The sequence below is a fragment of the endosymbiont 'TC1' of Trimyema compressum genome (assembly GCF_001584725.1).
GTDB lineage: Bacteria > Bacillota > TC1 > TC1 > TC1 > TC1.
The window spans coordinates 1,051,209-1,069,525 of record NZ_CP014606.1; the positions used below are offsets into that span (position 1 = coordinate 1,051,209).

General features: G+C 35.3%; 27 protein-coding genes, 2 tRNA genes and 4 pseudogenes. 2 read left to right on the top strand and 31 right to left on the bottom strand.

The genetic code is table 11. The features are described 5' to 3' along the window. The first annotated feature begins 3 nt into the window (after positions 1-3). Complete coding sequence (locus AZF37_RS06590) at positions 4-369, top strand: hypothetical protein (protein ID WP_162473959.1); 366 nt, start codon at positions 4-6, stop codon at positions 367-369. Positions 370-386: 17 nt separating this feature from the next. Further along, positions 387-572, top strand: a pseudogene (locus AZF37_RS12380) (tyrosine-type recombinase/integrase); the annotation flags it as partial. Between the two features lie 91 nt (positions 573-663). On the opposite strand, the gene AZF37_RS06600 reads toward AZF37_RS12380, so the two are convergent. From AZF37_RS06600 to AZF37_RS06715, 31 genes and pseudogenes are all read right to left on the bottom strand, one after another. Beyond that, positions 664-740, bottom strand: a tRNA-Arg gene (locus AZF37_RS06600). A gap of 17 nt (positions 741-757) precedes the next feature. Beyond that, positions 758-831 (bottom strand) — tRNA-Gly (locus AZF37_RS06605). Between the two features lie 434 nt (positions 832-1,265). Further along, positions 1,266-1,481, bottom strand: coding sequence for a hypothetical protein (locus tag AZF37_RS06610; RefSeq protein WP_088370102.1), 216 nt, complete (start codon positions 1,479-1,481; stop codon positions 1,266-1,268). Positions 1,482-1,709: 228 nt separating this feature from the next. Then, complete coding sequence (locus AZF37_RS06615) at positions 1,710-1,964, bottom strand: hypothetical protein (protein WP_088370103.1); 255 nt, start codon at positions 1,962-1,964, stop codon at positions 1,710-1,712. 77 nt (positions 1,965-2,041) lie between these two features. Beyond that, on the bottom strand, positions 2,042-2,320 hold the full coding sequence (locus AZF37_RS06620) for an amidohydrolase family protein (RefSeq protein WP_088370104.1): 279 nt from the start codon (positions 2,318-2,320) through the stop codon (positions 2,042-2,044). Positions 2,321-2,409: 89 nt separating this feature from the next. Then, a complete protein-coding gene (arcC, locus tag AZF37_RS06625; protein WP_088370105.1) occupies positions 2,410-3,342 on the bottom strand; it encodes a carbamate kinase in 933 nt (310 codons plus the stop codon). 215 nt (positions 3,343-3,557) lie between these two features. Then, the gene (gene hydA / locus AZF37_RS06630) at positions 3,558-4,910 is read right to left on the bottom strand and encodes a dihydropyrimidinase (RefSeq protein WP_088370106.1); all 1,353 of its coding nucleotides are present in this window, start codon (positions 4,908-4,910) and stop codon (positions 3,558-3,560) included. Positions 4,911-4,920: 10 nt separating this feature from the next. Continuing rightward, positions 4,921-6,165 (bottom strand): threonine synthase, encoded by a 1,245-nt coding sequence (locus AZF37_RS06635; protein WP_088370107.1) that lies wholly within the window; start codon positions 6,163-6,165, stop codon positions 4,921-4,923. Between the two features lie 152 nt (positions 6,166-6,317). Then, complete coding sequence (locus AZF37_RS10575; protein ID WP_162473960.1) at positions 6,318-6,473, bottom strand: LPXTG cell wall anchor domain-containing protein; 156 nt, start codon at positions 6,471-6,473, stop codon at positions 6,318-6,320. A gap of 333 nt (positions 6,474-6,806) precedes the next feature. Then, a complete protein-coding gene (locus AZF37_RS06640) occupies positions 6,807-7,739 on the bottom strand; it encodes a SpaA isopeptide-forming pilin-related protein (protein ID WP_172793127.1) in 933 nt (310 codons plus the stop codon). Positions 7,740-7,756: 17 nt separating this feature from the next. Further along, the gene (locus AZF37_RS06645; RefSeq protein ID WP_088370109.1) at positions 7,757-8,245 is read right to left on the bottom strand and encodes an MSCRAMM family protein; all 489 of its coding nucleotides are present in this window, start codon (positions 8,243-8,245) and stop codon (positions 7,757-7,759) included. Continuing rightward, positions 8,226-8,525: a hypothetical protein gene (locus tag AZF37_RS06650; RefSeq protein ID WP_172793090.1), complete on the bottom strand. Its 300-nt coding sequence runs from the start codon at positions 8,523-8,525 to the stop codon at positions 8,226-8,228. Before AZF37_RS06650 ends, AZF37_RS06645 begins: the two co-directional genes overlap by 20 nt. Before the next feature lie 37 nt (positions 8,526-8,562). Then, the gene (locus tag AZF37_RS06655; RefSeq protein WP_088370111.1) at positions 8,563-8,814 is read right to left on the bottom strand and encodes a hypothetical protein; all 252 of its coding nucleotides are present in this window, start codon (positions 8,812-8,814) and stop codon (positions 8,563-8,565) included. A 309-nt stretch (positions 8,815-9,123) separates the two neighbouring features. Continuing rightward, positions 9,124-9,348: pseudogene (locus AZF37_RS10580) on the bottom strand (molybdopterin cofactor-binding domain-containing protein); the annotation flags it as partial. A gap of 178 nt (positions 9,349-9,526) precedes the next feature. Beyond that, positions 9,527-10,054 (bottom strand): molybdopterin cofactor-binding domain-containing protein, encoded by a 528-nt coding sequence (locus tag AZF37_RS12800; RefSeq protein ID WP_342668712.1) that lies wholly within the window; start codon positions 10,052-10,054, stop codon positions 9,527-9,529. A gap of 9 nt (positions 10,055-10,063) precedes the next feature. Further along, a pseudogene (locus AZF37_RS12805) lies at positions 10,064-10,870 on the bottom strand (xanthine dehydrogenase family protein molybdopterin-binding subunit); the annotation flags it as partial. A gap of 35 nt (positions 10,871-10,905) precedes the next feature. Then, on the bottom strand, positions 10,906-11,040 hold the full coding sequence (locus tag AZF37_RS12385; RefSeq protein WP_281178844.1) for a hypothetical protein: 135 nt from the start codon (positions 11,038-11,040) through the stop codon (positions 10,906-10,908). Continuing rightward, positions 11,018-11,224 (bottom strand): hypothetical protein, encoded by a 207-nt coding sequence (locus tag AZF37_RS06675; protein ID WP_088370114.1) that lies wholly within the window; start codon positions 11,222-11,224, stop codon positions 11,018-11,020. Before AZF37_RS06675 ends, AZF37_RS12385 begins: the two co-directional genes overlap by 23 nt. Positions 11,225-11,360: 136 nt before the next feature. Beyond that, positions 11,361-11,705: a (2Fe-2S)-binding protein gene (locus tag AZF37_RS06680; RefSeq protein ID WP_245611927.1), complete on the bottom strand. Its 345-nt coding sequence runs from the start codon at positions 11,703-11,705 to the stop codon at positions 11,361-11,363. Between the two features lie 99 nt (positions 11,706-11,804). Next, complete coding sequence (locus AZF37_RS12390; protein ID WP_088370115.1) at positions 11,805-12,389, bottom strand: amidohydrolase family protein; 585 nt, start codon at positions 12,387-12,389, stop codon at positions 11,805-11,807. 110 nt (positions 12,390-12,499) lie between these two features. Beyond that, a complete protein-coding gene (locus AZF37_RS12395) occupies positions 12,500-13,168 on the bottom strand; it encodes an amidohydrolase family protein (RefSeq protein WP_088370116.1) in 669 nt (222 codons plus the stop codon). Between the two features lie 152 nt (positions 13,169-13,320). Beyond that, the gene (locus tag AZF37_RS13385; protein ID WP_425425423.1) at positions 13,321-13,425 is read right to left on the bottom strand and encodes a hypothetical protein; all 105 of its coding nucleotides are present in this window, start codon (positions 13,423-13,425) and stop codon (positions 13,321-13,323) included. Then, on the bottom strand, positions 13,397-13,789 hold the full coding sequence (locus tag AZF37_RS11775; protein ID WP_245611928.1) for a hypothetical protein: 393 nt from the start codon (positions 13,787-13,789) through the stop codon (positions 13,397-13,399). Before AZF37_RS11775 ends, AZF37_RS13385 begins: the two co-directional genes overlap by 29 nt. Further along, the gene (locus AZF37_RS12400; protein ID WP_281178845.1) at positions 13,774-14,013 is read right to left on the bottom strand and encodes a hypothetical protein; all 240 of its coding nucleotides are present in this window, start codon (positions 14,011-14,013) and stop codon (positions 13,774-13,776) included. The genes AZF37_RS11775 and AZF37_RS12400 overlap by 16 nt, the downstream gene beginning before the upstream one ends. Position 14,014: 1 nt before the next feature. After that, positions 14,015-14,323: a hypothetical protein gene (locus AZF37_RS12405; protein WP_281178846.1), complete on the bottom strand. Its 309-nt coding sequence runs from the start codon at positions 14,321-14,323 to the stop codon at positions 14,015-14,017. A gap of 92 nt (positions 14,324-14,415) precedes the next feature. Continuing rightward, positions 14,416-15,165, bottom strand: a complete 750-nt coding sequence (locus AZF37_RS11785; protein WP_245611929.1) for a peptidase dimerization domain-containing protein — start codon at positions 15,163-15,165, stop codon at positions 14,416-14,418. A 92-nt stretch (positions 15,166-15,257) separates the two neighbouring features. Continuing rightward, the gene (locus AZF37_RS11790) at positions 15,258-15,569 is read right to left on the bottom strand and encodes a hypothetical protein (protein WP_245611930.1); all 312 of its coding nucleotides are present in this window, start codon (positions 15,567-15,569) and stop codon (positions 15,258-15,260) included. A gap of 104 nt (positions 15,570-15,673) precedes the next feature. Further along, a complete protein-coding gene (locus AZF37_RS06705) occupies positions 15,674-16,099 on the bottom strand; it encodes a hypothetical protein (protein WP_088370117.1) in 426 nt (141 codons plus the stop codon). 14 nt (positions 16,100-16,113) lie between these two features. Beyond that, entirely contained in the window at positions 16,114-16,392 is a 279-nt protein-coding gene (locus tag AZF37_RS06710) for a hypothetical protein (RefSeq protein WP_088370118.1), read from the bottom strand. 251 nt (positions 16,393-16,643) lie between these two features. Further along, a complete protein-coding gene (locus AZF37_RS10590) occupies positions 16,644-16,790 on the bottom strand; it encodes a hypothetical protein (protein WP_162473963.1) in 147 nt (48 codons plus the stop codon). 207 nt (positions 16,791-16,997) lie between these two features. Then, a pseudogene (locus AZF37_RS06715) lies at positions 16,998-18,230 on the bottom strand (serine hydroxymethyltransferase); the annotation flags it as partial. Positions 18,231-18,317: the final 87 nt, after the last annotated feature.

Here is an 18,317-nt window from a genome sequence, read left to right on the forward strand (position 1 = left end):
TATGTGTCTACTTATTTAAAACATGTTTCACTTTTTCCTGTCTACTTTTTTAGTATATATCCAAAAAAGGACTCAGACCTCAAGAAGTTGTTGGATTACAAAAGGCAAGATATTAATTTTTTAAAAGGCTACGGTATTGTAAAACGTGCTTTAAGTTACTCAAAAGATAGGGGATATTATTGGGATGAAGTAAAATCAGTTAATGCAAACCGCCCTTTTCCTCTTTCACTTCCCCTTCTTTCGTTTCTAAAACAATATCTTAAAGATTATCCAAAGGATACATATGTTATATTCAATAAATTTAGAGGATATGAAACAACAGAAAACTTAACTAAAGTATTTAGAAAAAGTTGTAAAAAGCAAAACTAAAATATACCCTCTATTCACTTCGTCACACCTATGCTACTAACCACCTTGTTCGAAACAATGTTAATCTTGAGGTTGTTAAAAACAGAATGGGTCATCACAGTATTGATTTTACACTTAAAACATATGTTCATGATACATTCAGAATTGATGAAAATGAATTGAAAGATGAAAGCATTCTTAAGAAACTAACACTTGTAAAATAATTGGGTATACTATTGGGTATACTTTCAAAACAGTTGCTAGTTAACAAACATCAAAAAAGCCCTTAAACCATTATGGTTAAGGGCTTTTTCTTGGCGTGCCAGGAGGGATTCGAACCCCCGACCTACGGATTAGAAGTCCGTTGCTCTATCCAACTGAGCTACTGGCACAGGCCTAACAAAAAAAATGGAGCGGGTGATGGGGATCGAACCCACACAACCAGCTTGGAAGGCTGGGATTCTACCATTGAACTACACCCGCATTTTCGAACGCATAAGAAATTATATAACAAAAAAGATTGAATGTAAAGAGTTTTTGGGAAAAAAGATTATATTTTTTAAATTTTTTTATTCCTTCTAAATAAAGTAGACATATTATTTTTTTAATTAATAATTATCTCGTTTATCAAATACAAACGAGACTGTACTATGGCTTTAAAAGGTGATTTTTCAGCCTTTAGGGTAGTCTAAATCTATTTTATGAAGAATTTTTATCCATATCCATGCTAATAAGTCATTAAAGTAAGAATAAAAGAAGAAGGGGCCTCTAAGACAATGTCTTAAAAGGCCCCAATCTAAAGGAGTACTTTAATTCTAATTAATATTAGCTAAACAGGCCTAAGTAGTTTTGCTCATTATCAGTTTTTGTAAATTTCTCTACAACTTCATCTGTTATAGCTCCTGTAGGACACACAGTTAAGCATGCGCCAACAAGTTTCTACATAAATCTCTATCAACTTTCATTACTGGGAAGTCAAGTGTTCTAGCATCATAGGAGCAAACCTCAACACAACGTTGACGGTTTGTACATCCACAATGTAGACATCTAGCTGCTTCACTTGCTACAGGTTTTCTTCTGCCATCAGCATCAGCTTCACCTAATTCCATTGGCGTATAAACAAGTTTTTTCAACTTTGCCTTTACCTTCAACAGCACTTGGGGGCAGCTAATGTAATAAATTCAACGCCTTCTTATTTAGCGTGTTCAATTTCTTCTTTGTATGCTGGCATTTCTGATTTAGCTTTTTCAAAATCACTTTTTCAACATCAAACGTTTTCGTCTAAGAAACCAAAGTCTTCATAAACTTCTACTGTTCTTTTACCATACTTATCAATACGCCAGTTAGGTTCAAATACGCTTTCAGACATATGCATGTGAATATCTGCACCAAATTTCATCAGCCATCTTCTTCGATTGCATTACAAATCCTTCATCTCCAGTAAATAGAGTATGAATAGACATAAGTCCTTGAACTAAACTATTGTCTTTATTATTATCCTTACAAAAATCATAGTCCTCTTTTAAACCTAATTGAGCATTTTCTTCGCTTTGTCTTTGACAGGCTTCGAAAGTTAAGTATCCTCTAACGCCAGCTTCTTCCAATGTTTTTCTCAATATTTAGGGCTCCTGGAATAGAATTAGGGCCTTCTAAAATGTCAACAAATGTTGTTACACCTGGATATCAATAGCTTCTATACAAGCCGTCTAGCTGTTTTTTCCACTAATTCATGGTCAACACGATCCTCAACATATGGCCACCAGAAATCATCTAAGAAACTAGAAAATTCTGTTACAATTGCCTCAGTTGTAATACCGTGTGATAAAACACCATACATGTGATTTTGTCCATTAATGAAACCTGGGGCAATCATTTTGTCTGTTGCATCGATTACTTTGTCTGCGCCTGAAATATTCAACTCACTGTTAAACCTAACCTCAACAATGGTGTTCCCTTCAATACGCACGGCCATAATCTTTTTTTAGTCCTTCTTCTGTCATAACAAAAGCGCCTTTTAATACTGTTATTCACCCTGTTCGCCTCTTTAACCTTTTCTGTACTTTATTTTACAATCTTAGTTCCTGCATCTCCAGTTACTGAATCTGTTAGGAAATCTAAAGATGTAATGATACCTTCTCCACCATGGTCTACGAAAGACATAATAGCCTCTACTTTAGGTCCCATGCTGCCTGCACCAAATTGACCTTCGTCTAAATATTTTTGTGCAGTTTTCATGTCAATTGTTTTCAAATTTTCTTGATTTGGTTTACCAAAGTTAATTGCAACGTGTGAAACATCAGTAGCAATAACTAAGTAGTCAGCACCCAGCTCTTTAGCAAGTAAGCTACTAGCTAAGTCTTTGTCAATTACTGCTTCAACGCCAGTTAAAATCCCCTTGTCTTCAGTAACAGGAATACCACCACCACCAATTGTGATAACAATACGGCCTGCTTTAATTAAATCTTTTACTTCATCTAATTCAACAACTTCTGTTGGCTTAGGAGAAGCAACAACTTTTCTCCATCCACGACCAGAATCTTCTACCCAGTTTTCACCGTTAGCAATTCCAGCTTTAGCTTCTTCTTCAGTATAGAAGGCCCCAACTGGTTTTGTTGGATTTTTAAATGCAGGGTCATTTTTATCTACAATAACTTGTGTTAATACTGTAGCTACTTCTTTCTCTACCCCTTGTCTAGCTAATTCATTTTTAATATTTTGCTGAATCATAAAACCAATTTGACCTTGGCTTTCTGCTCCACAAACATAAAGTGGCATTGCTGGCACCTGATCTCTAGCTGCAGCATTCTGCAATAGAATGTTACCTACTTGAGGACCATTGCCATGGGCTACAACCACTTTGTAACCTGCCTTTACTAATTTCACAATGTTTCGGCTAGCGTCAAGAACGTTTGCCATTTGCTCTTCAATAGTTCCTTTTTGCTTTGGCTTTAAAATAGCATTCCCGCCTAGTGCAACTACTACTGTTTTACTCATGTACTCCTTCTCCTCCAATTAAAATTTACTTATAAAAAAGCATATATCCGATTTTAAAAACAAAGCCGGCTACATGCTTTTAATCCTAAACAATTTGATTCCAGTTCCCGGTGCCTGGATCTAGGATACTATTATCACATTCTCTAATTTCATTATACACAGTTTTCAGAATTTTGCAATATGTTTTCACAGATTTCAATTCAATTCTTTTTATCTTAAAGTATTTTTACAAATTGCCCTTCTGGATCACCTAAGCAGAATTTTCCTTTATTAAAGGCGATTTTACCTCTCAAGATTGTCAATACTGGATAGCCTTTTAAAGACAAACCTTCAAAGGTTGAATAATCTGCTGCAGTGTGGATTAAGTCTTTAGAAATAGTAACCTCTCTTAGGGGATCAATAACCACAATATCGCCATCAGACCCTACTTTTAAAGTTCCTTTTTTAGGGTAGAGACCATATGTTTTCGCTGGGTTTTCAGAAAGCATCTTCATCAAATGTTCTGGGGTAATTTTCCCTTTAGAAACACCTTCACTCCACATAACTGGCAATAAAGTCTCTGTTCCTGGAATACCACCATTAGTTTCATAAAAAGTATGACTAAAAAACTTTTGATGATGATCATAGGCACAGTGGTCTGTTGTAATAAAGTCAAAAGTTCCACTAATTAGTTTCTCCCATAATAGTTGACGTTCTGCTTCTGTTCTTAAAGGAGGTTGCATTACAAATAATGGTGCGTCTTCACCCTCATACACCTCACTATTTAACATTAAATAGTGAGGGCAGGTTTCCGCTGTTATCTTGACCCCTCTTTTTTTAGCAACTTCAATTAGTTCAGCTGTGTAGCCAGAAGACACATGAACAATGTGAACGCCTACATTATTTTTTTCACAAATATCAACAAGGTCTTCTACTGCTTTTGTTTCAGAAACAGATGGTCTACTAACAGCATGGTAAGAAATTGCTGTTTTCCCTTCTGCTTTAAGTTCCTCTATTTTTTCTTGAATAATAGCATTATCTTCTGAATGAATTGTCACAACCATATCTAATTCAGCTGCTTTAATTAAAATAGCCTCAATAGATTTATAATCTAAAATAAAATCATAAGTTGTATACAGTTTAATACTATTAACGCCATATTCTTTAAATTTCTCAATATCATCTAAAGAATACGGAGTATCACCCGATAAAGTCATGTGCATAGAATAATCTACAAAGTTATGCCCTGACGCTTCCTTCACTCGATGGTCTAAGGAACCTAACATATCACAACCTTCTACTGGTTCTGCGTAATCAATAACAGTTGTTACACCACCGCACAATGCAGCTCTTGAACCCGTATCAAAATTATCTATTGTGTAAACTTTACCAATTGGCATTTTATAGTGAACATGAGCATCAATAATTCCAGGCAATACATATTGGCCAGCTACGTCAATAACTTCGTCACCAGAAACAGGAGTAATTGAAGCGCCAATTGCCTCAATTGTCTCGCCTTCAATTCTTAAATCACCCACGAAAGTTTTATCTTCAGTTATTATGGTACCGCCTTTTAGTAAGATTCCCATGTTATACCTCCTAGTAGCCGATTTCTTTTAATGCTTTTTTCAATCCTTCAGCAGTTGGTTCAACTTTCATTGGTTCACCAGCTGCCTTAATAGCATTAGCAGTATCTTTTAAACCATTCCCTGTTACAGCGCAGGCAACTGTTTCATCTTTTTTAATAACACCATTGGCTACTAATTTTCTTAATCCAGCCATTCCAGCACAACCTGCAGGTTCTCCAAACACACCAGCATTTTTACCCATAAAACGCATTGCATCTAAAATTTCATCGTCTGTAACAGTTTCCCATACGCCATCAGATTCACTTACTGCACGTAAGGCTTTAATAGCATTTCTTGGAACACCAACTGCAATACTATCTGCAATTGTATTTTCTGCTTCTTGATGCCACTCTCTTTTTTCTTGCCAAGCATGAGCAAGAGGGGCACACCCTTCAGCTTGAATGCCAGCTACTTTAGGCATCTTACTAATAAAACCAGCATTATATAAATCTAAGAAACCTTTGTAAGCACCTGCAATTGAACATCCATCTCCAACAGAGAAAACAATCCAATCTGGAACTTCCCAGTTCATTTGCTCACATATTTCTAAACTAATTGTTTTCTTACCTTCTACTAAGTAAGGATTAATTGCAGCATTTCTATTGTACCAGCCATTTTGCTCAATTGCATCTGCTGATAATTTAAAGGTTTCTTCATAGGATCCCTGAACGCTCATTACATTAGCACCGAAGATTTTAAGTTGAGATACTTTTCCTAATGGCGCTCTACCTGGTACAAAAATAACTGTTTTAATACCAACACTTGCAGCATTACCTGCACAAGAAGAAGCAGCATTTCCTGTTGATGAGCAACAGATTACATCAGCATTTTCTTCCATTGCTTTAGCAACAGCTACGCAAGATGCCCTGTCTTTCATAGAACCTGTTGGATTAATTCCATCATCCTTAACATATAGGTTATTTAAGCCAACCTCTTTTGCTAACTTTTCAGGTTTATATAAAGGAGACCAACCCACTCTTAATTTAGGTTTTGGTCCATTTTCCTCAATTGGTAAAAATGGCTCATAGCGCCATATTGAATAGTCTGCATTATTAGCAAAAGTCTCCTTAGAAGCTTTTGATTTAATATACTCATAATCGTATATTACATCGAGAATGCCTAATTTTGGGCCACAAACGTCGCAAATATAACGACCAGGCTCAGGCTTAAAGGTTTTGCCACACTCAATACATTGTAAGTATTTTACATTTTTCATATACACGTCACTCCTCATATTTTTCTATAAATATAGTACTCATATTATATCATAATTCCAACGGTTTTTGCTATAGAATAAAAGTGGTATCCCCGATGTAAGGGATACCACTTTAAGATGAATACTCTTTTATTCCCTTACTTCAAAATAAATTAGTATTTTTTTAATATCAAAGCAATTAATATTAGACATAGCCAAACTGAAATTAAACCTAATAACATAAATTGCCCATTACCTGTTGAAGGTAATTTTTCTTTTTTAAGTTGCCCTGCAAATGAATAAGAATCCCACTCATCACCATTGCTCACTATTTCCCCATTATATTCCCCAGAAACAAAGACTAGATTGGGAAAAATAACGCTTTATAGTTCTCCCTTAAAATATTTATTAGCTAAAAACTCTAAATTCTTAACCCTTCCCTCTATTAAAGGTTTTTCAATATTTTTAAAACCAGGTAAAACCGTATCATCAAAACGCACCTTTATAGCCTTAATAGTTTCTTCTTTTCCTAATCCTAATTCTAAAAATTAAATATCATAGTTCTGTTCTGATGATAACCCTTGTTTCCATAAAAATAAAGGCTTTTCATCAGTTTCCAGATATAAATTATAGGTCTTTGGCTGGCGATTTTTTTCATTGTATTATAAATAACCACTGGTAAAAGAGCCAGGGGAGGCTGGTATTTTAAAGATAACTCTATATTTTTTAATGAATTCGTCTTCCGCTAAAGACAGAACGGCTGAGCTAAAAATATGAGAAATGGAGGAATCAAGATTTTCTGCCACCTTAATATTCTTTCTTTTATTTGTTTCAACTACTAAATCATACAGTCCAGCATTATTATATACACCTGTTGTAAAATTAGTTACCCTAGATGTCTCTAGCAAAGCATATTCAATAGCTTCTATATTGCTATAGGAACTGCCATCAAACCCATAGTCAATATCTCCATCTAAACAATCCTGGATATCTTCTGTTAAGTTACCAATATTTAAATCAGTAAAATGCTGATCATATTCAAATCCATTATTGCCTATTGATAATTGGTCATCCTTATCATCTAAAGAATTTTTAATCTGTATCTTTCCTTCGTCCTGTGATAAGAGAAACAACTCATAACCTTCAGGCTCAAAATATGTTCCTGTTTTCATTTTTTCTACTGAAATATATTCATGAGGCAATTTTTCTTGCCAAGTAAAAGAACCTAAAGGTACATTGCTAGCATTTCTGATTGTATTAAACTCATAAGAAAAAGGACCATTAGTCTCAATAATTTTGTCCCCTGTCTTTTGGACAAATGTTCCCAGCTCTATTTTTCTATTAGTAATAATATGGTCTTTTTCAATATGGTCTTTTTCAAAATCCATATTACAATTCCAATTTAAAGCATAAGGTTCCTCATTGGGTAAATAGCCTTTCGGTGCTTTTGTTTCGATTAACTGGTAATTGCCAAACTTCAACCCAGATGGTAAAGCAAGCTGGCCTTTTCCATTGCTGATAATAGTGGCTGCCGCTTCCTCAATTAATCCTCCATTCTTAAATACAGATGCAATAGTGTTATCTTCATTATAAATTTTAAATTCAGCCCCTGCTAAGTGTTATCTTCATTATAAATTTTAAATTCAGCCCCTGCTAAAAGTTGGCTTTCAGCTAAATCTTTTTTAACAAACTTAGGAACTTTTTTCTTATTATTATAAACTATCTCATACACCTGATTATAATCTTCAATATTTACTTCTTCTACAGATGAGTCACTGGATAATTCATATCCTGCTGGTGCTTCAAGCTCCTTGTAATAAATTATTGGATCTTTTTCAGGCAATAATTCTGCTACAATAATTTCACCTTTAGCATCGGTGCTAAAAACACCTAATGAATTATTTTCACAACCATGTTCTTTAGGATTTTTGTACCAAAACTGAAAACGTGCCCCTTCTAAAACTTCTCCTGTATCTTCATCTTGTTTTAATAACTTAAGCTCTGAATAGGCTGGTTCATAAGTAACACCAATCTTATTTGAGGCCTCAACCATAGGGCTAGTTGATGTTACAGTATTCTGTTTACCATAGGTCGTTTCCAAAAAGACAACATCCCAAACCCGTGATATTGCTTTTTAAGGTATCCTCATCATCAACGCTTAATTGAATATTAGGTTTTGTAAAGCTAATTAAATTATCTGTTTGAGAAACATAATCTAAAATATGATGATAGCCATAGTATACTGCTGCATCGCTATGATTCCCCACACTTTTTCTACAGCTTCCTATAGTTTGGCATCCATTTTTGATGTAGGCTCTAATTGCCATCTGAACTACATACCATTTTTGAAAATCACTTCTACAACCTTTTTCTTCCACCAATCTAAAGCCTTCCATGACCATAGTCCTCAAGGTCTTTCTAGTGTCCTTCATTGGCAAAAGCTTTTTCTAAAGCTTCTACACGAGCATTATAGCTCCCTGATTCAGGACCTAAAGCACCAGGGTTGACGCAATATGCCCAACCTTCATTACCCATCCTTATTGGAAATAAGTGCAAACGACCTTTACTATCTTTTAAATATGTAAGCTCATCTGATAGCTTTGTCCATATAGGTTGTACTTCTCCATAATCAGCTCCTAATAACTTGAAAAAACCAAAAATCCCACCCATTATAAAAAGTATCAGTGTTAGAATAACACCGCCTTTTGACCATCCTCTTTTTACCTCCTTTTATTTTAGAGAAACAGAAAGACCTTCTAGTTCTCATTAAAAAGTCTTTCTAAAAAAGAGGTAGCATTCCTTAATATTAGCTTCATTTTTACAGCTAATTTACAATTCTGCAAGTTTCTCTTTAATCATTTCAGCTGTAACAGGAAACTTTACAAATTCACTTCCAAGGCAATTGTTAATACCATTAACAATTGCTGGAGCAACAGGATTAACAGCAGCCTCACCAATACTTTTAGCCCCAAAAGGCCCCTATGGCTCTCCTTCTTCAATAAAAAGCACCTTCATATTTTCAGGCATATCCTTTGCTCTAGATATCTTATATTTCTTAAAATTAGCATTAACAACCTTTCCTTTATCATTAAAAATAAATTCTTCTGCCAAATCCATTCCAAGACCCATTTAAATACCTCCGTGAATCTGCCCTTCTAGCAGAGTAGGATTGATTGCAGTTCCTACATCACAAGCTGCTACATAGTCTGTTAATGTTAATCACCTGTTTGTTTGTGACTCTTAAGTGCTACAAAATAAGCTCCATATGAACCAGCATTGGACTCTGAACTGTATCTTTCTGTAATTGAAAATTTCTTTTTCATTTTAAAACAACCATAGTAAATAACTTCCTTTCGAGAAGCTTTTTTACTGCCGTCAGCCGTTACAAAAAGCCATTTTCCATGATAATAGTATTTTGCGGAACCTCTAACAACATACTAGCAGTTTCTAAAAGTTCATTTTTTATATGCTCACATAATTTAATAGCACAATTACCACCAACCCAAGTATTTCTACTTGCTCCTGCAATAAAATCATAAGGGGTGCAATAGGTATCTGTTGTAATTAGCTTAATTAAATCTCTATCAATGTCTACAATTTCCGAAACTATTTTTTTGAGAAGTGTATTAGTTCCACCACCATGATCACATAGTCTTGTGGAATAAATAGCAATACCATCTTCATTTAATGCTAATGTCATAACGCTTAAATCAGGTGCAAATGGCGCAATACCATTGCCATGTAAGGATACTGCTACTCCATGTCCATAATAATATTCACTATCTTCTTTAGGTCTTTTCTTCAATCTATTCCAATCAATTGCTTCAGCACCCTTTATTAAACACTTATTAATGGCTGCATTTCCTAAACTTAAATTAGATATAGGATCTATATCATATGGATCAACTATATTTTTTGCCCGAAGCTCACAAGAATCAACGCCTGTAACTTTTGCTGCTTTATCTACTAGTAGCTCCAAAGAGGCAAATAATTGAGGAGAGCCAAAACCTCTCATTGCACCAGCTACAGGTAAGTTCTTATAGGTTGGATAGCCATTAAACTCAATATTGGGCATTTTATAGAGTTTAAATAATTTACCACACATGGCACCTAAAATATTCAAAGTACAGCCACAGTAGGGACCACTATTTAAATAAACATCTGTAGAAAAAGCAGTTAAAGTACCATCCTTTTTCACACCTAATTTGGAATAAAGAACTTAGCCATGTCTTGTAGTCGTTGAAACAATAGAAGCCTCCCTATCTAAACGTATTTGTACAGGTCTCCTAGTTTTTTTTGATAATAAAGCAGCAATAGGCTCCAAAGTCATACCTTCTTTGCCACTAAATGTACCACCAATAAACGTGTTGATTACTCTGATTTTATTAAAAGGCAAATTAAATATTTTACTCAACATAATTTGAGCCGAATAGACTCCTTGTTGTGGACCTCTAGCAACCAATTAGTCATTAGTCCAATTCGCTACAGTCAGATAAGGCTCAATAGCACCATGATGCAAAATCGGTGTCTCAACTCTATGTTCTAAAACAAAGTCGGCTTCTTCAAAACCTTTTGCAGTATCACCACATAATTGATGAAGTTCCTCAATTATATTACTCCCATCATAAATAGGGTAAGCTTTTTCTGAAGCAGCTTCTTCTACATCAAAGACTGCTGGTAACGCCTCATACTTTACCTTTATTAAAGCTAGCGCTTTTTTGGCAATTTCCCTAGTCTCAGCTGCTACTGCTGCTACTGCTGCTACTCGATCACTAACAAAGCGAACTCTCGGTTATCAAAGACTTTTTCTGTTGCTGGTAAATCATCATCTACAAACCGCATAATTCTATTGTAAAATACATCAGGGCTATCTTTATAAGTTACGCGCGACACCATGAACCCCTGGGAGGTCTTCTGCTTCACTGATATCAATGCTTTTAATAATGCCATGGGCAATTGGGCTAAATAAAATTTGCCCATAAAGCATACCTGGAACAACAATATCCTCAGTATATTTTTTCCTGCCAGTTACTTTAGCAAAGCCGTCTTCAACTCCTTCTCCAATACCAATAGATTTCATTATGAAAGCACCTCCATTTTTTGCCAGCTAAAATAACAGCATCAATAATTTTTTCATAACCTGTGCAACACCTGTCCAACGGCATAGATTCCCATCTAAAGCCTGAATAACTTCTTTCCGACTTGGACATTTGTTTTTATTTAATAATTGCAATTGTTGTAATAACCATTCCAGGTGTGCAATAACCGCATTGAATAGCTCCTGCTTCTAAAAAAGCTTTCTTGTACAGGGTGTAGCGAATCCCCACTAGAAAAAACTCAATAGTATAGATTGGCTTGCCAACCATATTTTTAGCCAATAAAACACATGAATTTTTCGCATCTTCATTCACCAGTACCTTACAAGCGCCACAATCATTTGTGCCACATCCAAACTTACTGCCTGTTAAACCTAACTGTTCTCTTAATACTTGAAGCAATGTTGTATTGCTTTCAACCTCCACAGAAACTGGATTTTCGTTGACCATTAATGAAACAATCATTTTTTTACCTCCTCAAAATATTAAATAAAAAAACGGAGCTGGAATCAAATCCATCTCCGTTAATATCCCTGGAATAGTAGTCTATATTCAATTACATTTCTATTTTTCTATTTCATTAAACCCCCATGGACGCTTCTTTAAGTAGTCCGTGCCTGCATTAATACTAAACTCATCAGCTACTCTTTGGCATTCCATAGCAATTTTATCTTCATTGTACACTTTTAGTTTACTATCTTCAAGAATAAAGTTACCATCAATTATTACAGTTTCAATATTTTTGTTCCCAGAACTATAAACTAAAGTGGAAACTGGATTATGTGTTGGGATTGCTTTCAAATCAAGCTGAGGATTAAAAACAAATAAATCGGCTTTCTTTCCAATTTCCAAAGAACCAATTTCTTTATCCATTTTAAGGCATTTAGTACCTTTAATGGTAGCCATCTCTAAAACTTTATCAGCCGTCATAATAGTAGGATTGCGATGGGTTACTTTTTGTAATAATGCAGCGGCTTTTAATAGCTCAATCATATCATTACTATTATTACTAGCTGCCCCATCTAACCCTAAACCAACTGGTACATCTTTTCTATTTAATTCCGGAATTGGCGCGACACCAGAGGATAAATACATATTAATCATAGGATTATGTGATACGGTTGCACCATAAGCCTTAATATCGTCCATATCTTCCTTAGAAAGGTAAACACAGTGAACCCATAATCAAATTTATCATTTAACAGTTTTAAATCCTTTAGAAGTGGTAATTCCCACTTACCATGTTCAGTTAATGTAGCTTATTTATCAAATGGGGTCTCAGAGACATGAATAGAAACCAAAATATCTAAATCCTCACTAACTTTTTGAGTCATTTTTAAAGAAGCATCAGAATTTGACCAAAGTTCTGCAGGTACCATACCAATTGTAATTCTACCGCTCTCGCTACCATGGTAATCTCTATAAAGTCTACGAACAGAGGCTTTAATATCATCTGGCTTTTCAATCATAGAAGGATGAACACCAAATTCAATGCCAGTATCCATATATCTTCTACCTAATACTCCTCTGATTTTCAAATCCTTCATTGCTGCTAAAACACCCTCATCTAAATCATGTATGCCCTTAGCATGAGGATACATATAGTCAAAAGTAAGTAGAGTTACACCACTATGAACACCTTCAGCTAATCCATTTAAAGCAGCATAATAGCAATTTTCCTCAGTTAAAAATGGCGAACTAGGAAAAGTCATAAATTCTAACCAATCCTTAAGTACCATATCATCCCCAAGTCCTTTTAAGAGAACTTGGTAAAGGTGATTATGGGTATTAATAAGACCCGGAAAAACAATTTTACCTTTGCCATCAACAACTTTATTGCAGCGGGACCAACGTTCTTCAAGAAGTTCACTTGGTCCAATATCTACAATTCTATCAGCTTCTATGTAGATTGCACCATCGTAAAGAATGTCCCTTTTTTATTCATTGTTACAATACAAGTGTTTTTAATTAATATATTCATTTTTCTCCACCTTTACAATTGGATTAACAAGAAACGGGAAATGAATATATAATCCATTCCCCGTTTTATATCTTTGGATAAACATAAGCCAAATAATAACTATCTTATTCCGCCTACGTTACCGAATGTTAAAGCCATTAAAGCTTTAATTGTATGTAATCTATTTTCTGCTTCGTCAAATAAAACGGATTGAGGTCCATCCATAAACTTCTGATGTTACTTCAATGTCTCTGTCTGCAGGCATACAGTGCATGTAAATAGCATTTTTCTTGCCTAGTTCCATTCTTCTTCGGTCAACAATCCAGCCTGGATTTTCGTCAATTAACTTTAAACCAGCTTCTTCGTCGTTACCAGTAAACATGATTGGACCCCAGCCTTTAGCATAAATAACGTCAGCATCTTTGCAAACCTCGTCCATATCGTGAACAATTTCAAATTTAGAACCGTGTGCTTCAGCGTTATCTTTAGCCATTTGAATAGCTTCAGGCATTAAGTCGAATTTCTCCGGGTGAGTTAAAGTAACATCCATACCTGTACGAGTCATTAACTCAACTAGGTTATTAGCCATTGATAATGGACGGATGTAGTTTGGCGCTGATGTTCAAGAAATAACGAATTTTTCTTTCTTAAGTCTCTGCCAAATTTTTCACGAATTGTGAATAAGTCAGCTAAAGCTTGAGTTGGGTGCCAGATATCACATTGCATGTTGTAAACAGGAATTTGGCTGTATTTTGCAAGAGCCGCCATCCAGTCATGTCCGCCAACTAATGTATGACGTACGCCGGATACCATGTCACATTCTACCTAATACTTCAATAGTATCTTTAGGCGTTTCACCGTGGTCGATTTGAGTAGCTTTAGGAGTTAAGTAGTTACCGTGTCCTCCTAATTGTGTAATACCACACTCAAATGCGTTGCGAGTTCTTGTAGATTCTTCAAAGAATAACATAAATAGAGATTTAGCTCTACAAATGTCATCATGTTGAATACCTAAAGTGTATTCTAGTTTCAACTTTTCAGTTGTAAGCATTAGCGTTTCAATTTCTTCATCAGACCAGTCTGCTGTTGATAATAAATGTTTTCCTTTTAATAAAGATTTCATTGTTGTTCAATCTTCCTTTCTAAATTAAATTATTCTATTTTCCACTAGCAGTTATTGCTAACATGGCGTAAACTTTAGCTGCGTCAACATACTCATCTACAGATATTTTTTCTTCTGTTGAATGGCATAACTCCTCTACAGATGGCCCAAATCCAACTGCTGGAATACCTTATCTTCCGCAAAGGGCTGTAAGCATTTGTACAAAAAGCCCAAACACTTAAATCGCATTTTTGATTGAATGTTGCTTCAAAAGCTTCAACTCCAGCTTGAATAAGTGGGTGTTCTTCTGGCAAAATCCATGAAGGGAAATAATCTTCCGCTTCAACATGATATCCTGTATATGTATCATAGTATTCCATATCGATAACTGCCTTTGAACCAGGAACCTTGTCAAGAAGCGGTTGTACTTCCGCAATTAATTGTTCTCTAGTTTCCCCACAAGATATTCTTCTATCAGCATAGATAACCGCCTCCCCTGGAATCGTATTCAGTGAAGGAGTTTTGCAATCCACTTTAGTCACTTCAATTGTGCCTTTTCCAAGAACAGAATCCTCGCCTAAATCTGTCATTTTATCAATGCCTTCAATAATTGGCAATGCCTTAATTAATGCATTATCGCCTACATGTGCAGCACTTGCATGTGCAGCTTTACCAGGCACAGTAATTTTGATTAAGGCTCTGCCTTTGTGACCTCTCATTATGTGCATTTCGCTGGCTTCAGCAACTACAACAAAATCAGGCTTAATGTCACTATTAACTTTCATCATTTCTTCTACACAAGATCCTTCAACATCTTCTTCTGAAAGAGATCCTGAAACCCACATAGTGAAATCTTTATCCAATCCTAAGTCTTTAAGCCCCTTTGCCTGCCCATGTAATAGCGGCTAATGGTCCTTTATTATCTACTGTACCAGACCCCAAATGTAGCCGTCAACTAAATCTGCACAGATAGAGGATTATATTTCCACTCAGCTAGGTCTCCCATTTCAGCTGTGTCGATATGAGCGTCATGCATAATAACTTTAGGCCTATTACCTACACGTCCTAATACGTTACCAACTGCATCGACTCTAACCTCATCATAACCGTATTCTTTCATCTTCTTTGCTAAAAACTCTACAGCTTTCTTTTCATTGTAAGTAACACTTTCAATGCGAATGAACTCTTGCAGAAATGCTATCATCTCATCTTTATGTTCTTCTAAATATCCGCTGATTTTAGCCATTAAATCTTTGTAATCTGACACTATCTCATCTCCTTTACACATACTTACCAATTTGATTATAGCATAACCATTTTCATTAATCCAGCCAAAAATGAAAATGTTTTCAAATTTTCCCATAGAGCTAATCAAAAATGATTTTTGCTATTATATACACATAAAAACCCTGCTATCATCAGCATGGGTCCTGCAGTCCACCCAATAATACTTGTCCCTAAAAGAATCATTTCAGCAAGCCCAGATAGGAGAAAAATAACCCCTGAAAATTTAAGCATTTTCGAGGAATTTCTTCGAGCAAAAACAAGTCCAACCAAGACAGAAAATGAAATAATAATACCATAAATTGTTCGCATCTGCGTCTCATTTGTCCACATGTCAAATTGCTCAATCGTCATCATATTTGTAAGCATATGTTGTAAGTTCGCATTCTTAACTACAAACATATTATCAATTGTATTTACTACATTATTCAATCCGAAATATATGGTGCAGGTCATTATGATTATCATAATCAATCCTAATGTTGCCAGCACTCTTTCTTCTCTAATTTTCATCTATCCTGCCATTCCTATTTTTTAATAAACAACATAACACCCGCTACTGTAAACAGAGCAGAAGTTAGTATATTTCCCAAAACAATGAAATCAATAATTGCTGCTACCAATAAAAGAGTTCCTGCTAATTTTCGTTTCTTATTTAAACCTAGTAAGATTGTTCCCCCTAAAGCAATGGCGCTAACTATTCCTGTCAACGCACCTTCTGTAGAAAAACCCAAAACTATTACAGCGTATAAGAAAGATATAATAACACCTATTAATGCTAAAATAAACTCAGTTTTTCTTTTCATGAAAGACTCTCCTTTACTCCTCAGAATAATGATACTCTTGCTTCTTTTCTATTCTTAATAATGATAATAATCCAGCAATAATAAATAAAGCACCACCAATCCACTGACTAAAAGGAATGCTAATCGCGCCAACTGCTAAAATAGAATACCTGCAACTATTGGTTTTCTATTTCTAAATATTAAAATCGTTGGTACTAATGCAGCAACACTTAATACAACTCCGATAATTGTTGAAATTAAAGCACTATGTTTTAAGGCTTCAACATCAACTGCCCCCCCATCATAGATACAAGATTTGGATCATCAAAAACACCCATGCCTAAAAATGACAAACCAGCTAAACCTAATGTAATTAAAATTCCAATAATCCCTAGTACAAATTCTCCCGTTCTCTTCATAAAATACCTCCCATTCATATTTGAATTATACCATATACACCAAATTCATTCCACAAAAAAGCTGGACTTCTAAAAGTCCAGCTTTTAATTAAAAAAGGCTTATTTTACCCATTTTTCTTGGCTTGGATCTTGTGTTTTAGCATATAGATCAGCATCTGCTGGTCCACCTGCCATTACTTTTTCTACAAGCTCATTGTAAGCTTTATAGTCTAAGTATAATGGTACTTCTTTACATAAAGCATCGACTTCTTTAGAAAGTCCTGCTTTATTTGTGTTGTACTCATCACTTAATGCTCTTGCAATTAAGTCAGCAATTTTAACCATATGCTCCTCTTTAAATCCTCTTGTTGTAGCAGCAGGTGTTCCTAAACGGATACCGCTTGTTACAAACGGGCTCTGCGTTTCAAATGGAATTGTATTTTTATTACAAGTAATAGAAATCTCATCTAAACGAGCTTCGGCTTCCTTACCTGTTAATCCTTTACCGGAAACGTCTGCAAGCATCATATGGTTATCAGTTCCATTAGATACAATACGAACACCTGCTTTTTGTAATTCAGCTGCCAATACTGTAGCATTCTTTTTAACTTGGTCTTGGTAATCTTTAAATGAAGGTTCTAAAGCTTCTTTTAATGCAACTGCTTTAGCCGCAATAACGTGCATTAATGGTCCGCCTTGTAAGCCAGGGAATACTGCTTTATCAATCATCTTAGCATATTCCGCTTTACAAAGAATCATACCACCACGAGGTCCTCTTAATGTTTTATGAGTAGTAGTTGTAACAAAATCACCGTAAGGAATTGGTGATGGGTGTAATCCAGCAGCCACTAGACCTGCAATGTGCGCCATATCTACAAATAAATATGCACCAACTTTGTCAGCAATTTCTCTAAAGCGTACAAAATCAATTTGTCTAGAGTAAGCACTTGCACCAGCAATAATCATTTTCGGTTTATGTTCAACTGCTAAACGCTCGATTTCATCATAGTCTAAAACTTCTTTATCTTTAGTCACACCATAATGAATAAAGTTAAAGTATAAACCAGATAAGTTAACTGGGCTACCATGAGTTAAGTGTCCACCATGAGTTAAATCCATTCCTAATACAGTATCACCAGGTTTTAAAGCTGCTAAGAAAACAGCCTCATTAGCGTTAGCTCCTGAGTGAGGTTGAACGTTGGCATGATCTGCACCAAAAAGCTTTTTAGCTCTATCTCTTGCTGCATCCTCTGCAATATCAACATATTCACAACCACCATAGTAGCGTTTTCTTGGGTATCCTTCAGCATATTTATTAGTTAAAACAGAGCCTAATGCCTCTAATACTGCAGGGCTTACAAAGTTTTCAGATGCAATTAATTCAATTTTATCTGTCTGTCTAGCTCTTTCCTTATCTAATACGCTGGATATTTCAGGGTCATAGTTTTTTAAACGTCTCATATCTGCACCGCCTTTAATAAATTAATTTTTTACTTCCTTCATTATATATAATTTAAATTTTTATTTCAATAAAACAAGGGGTTTTTG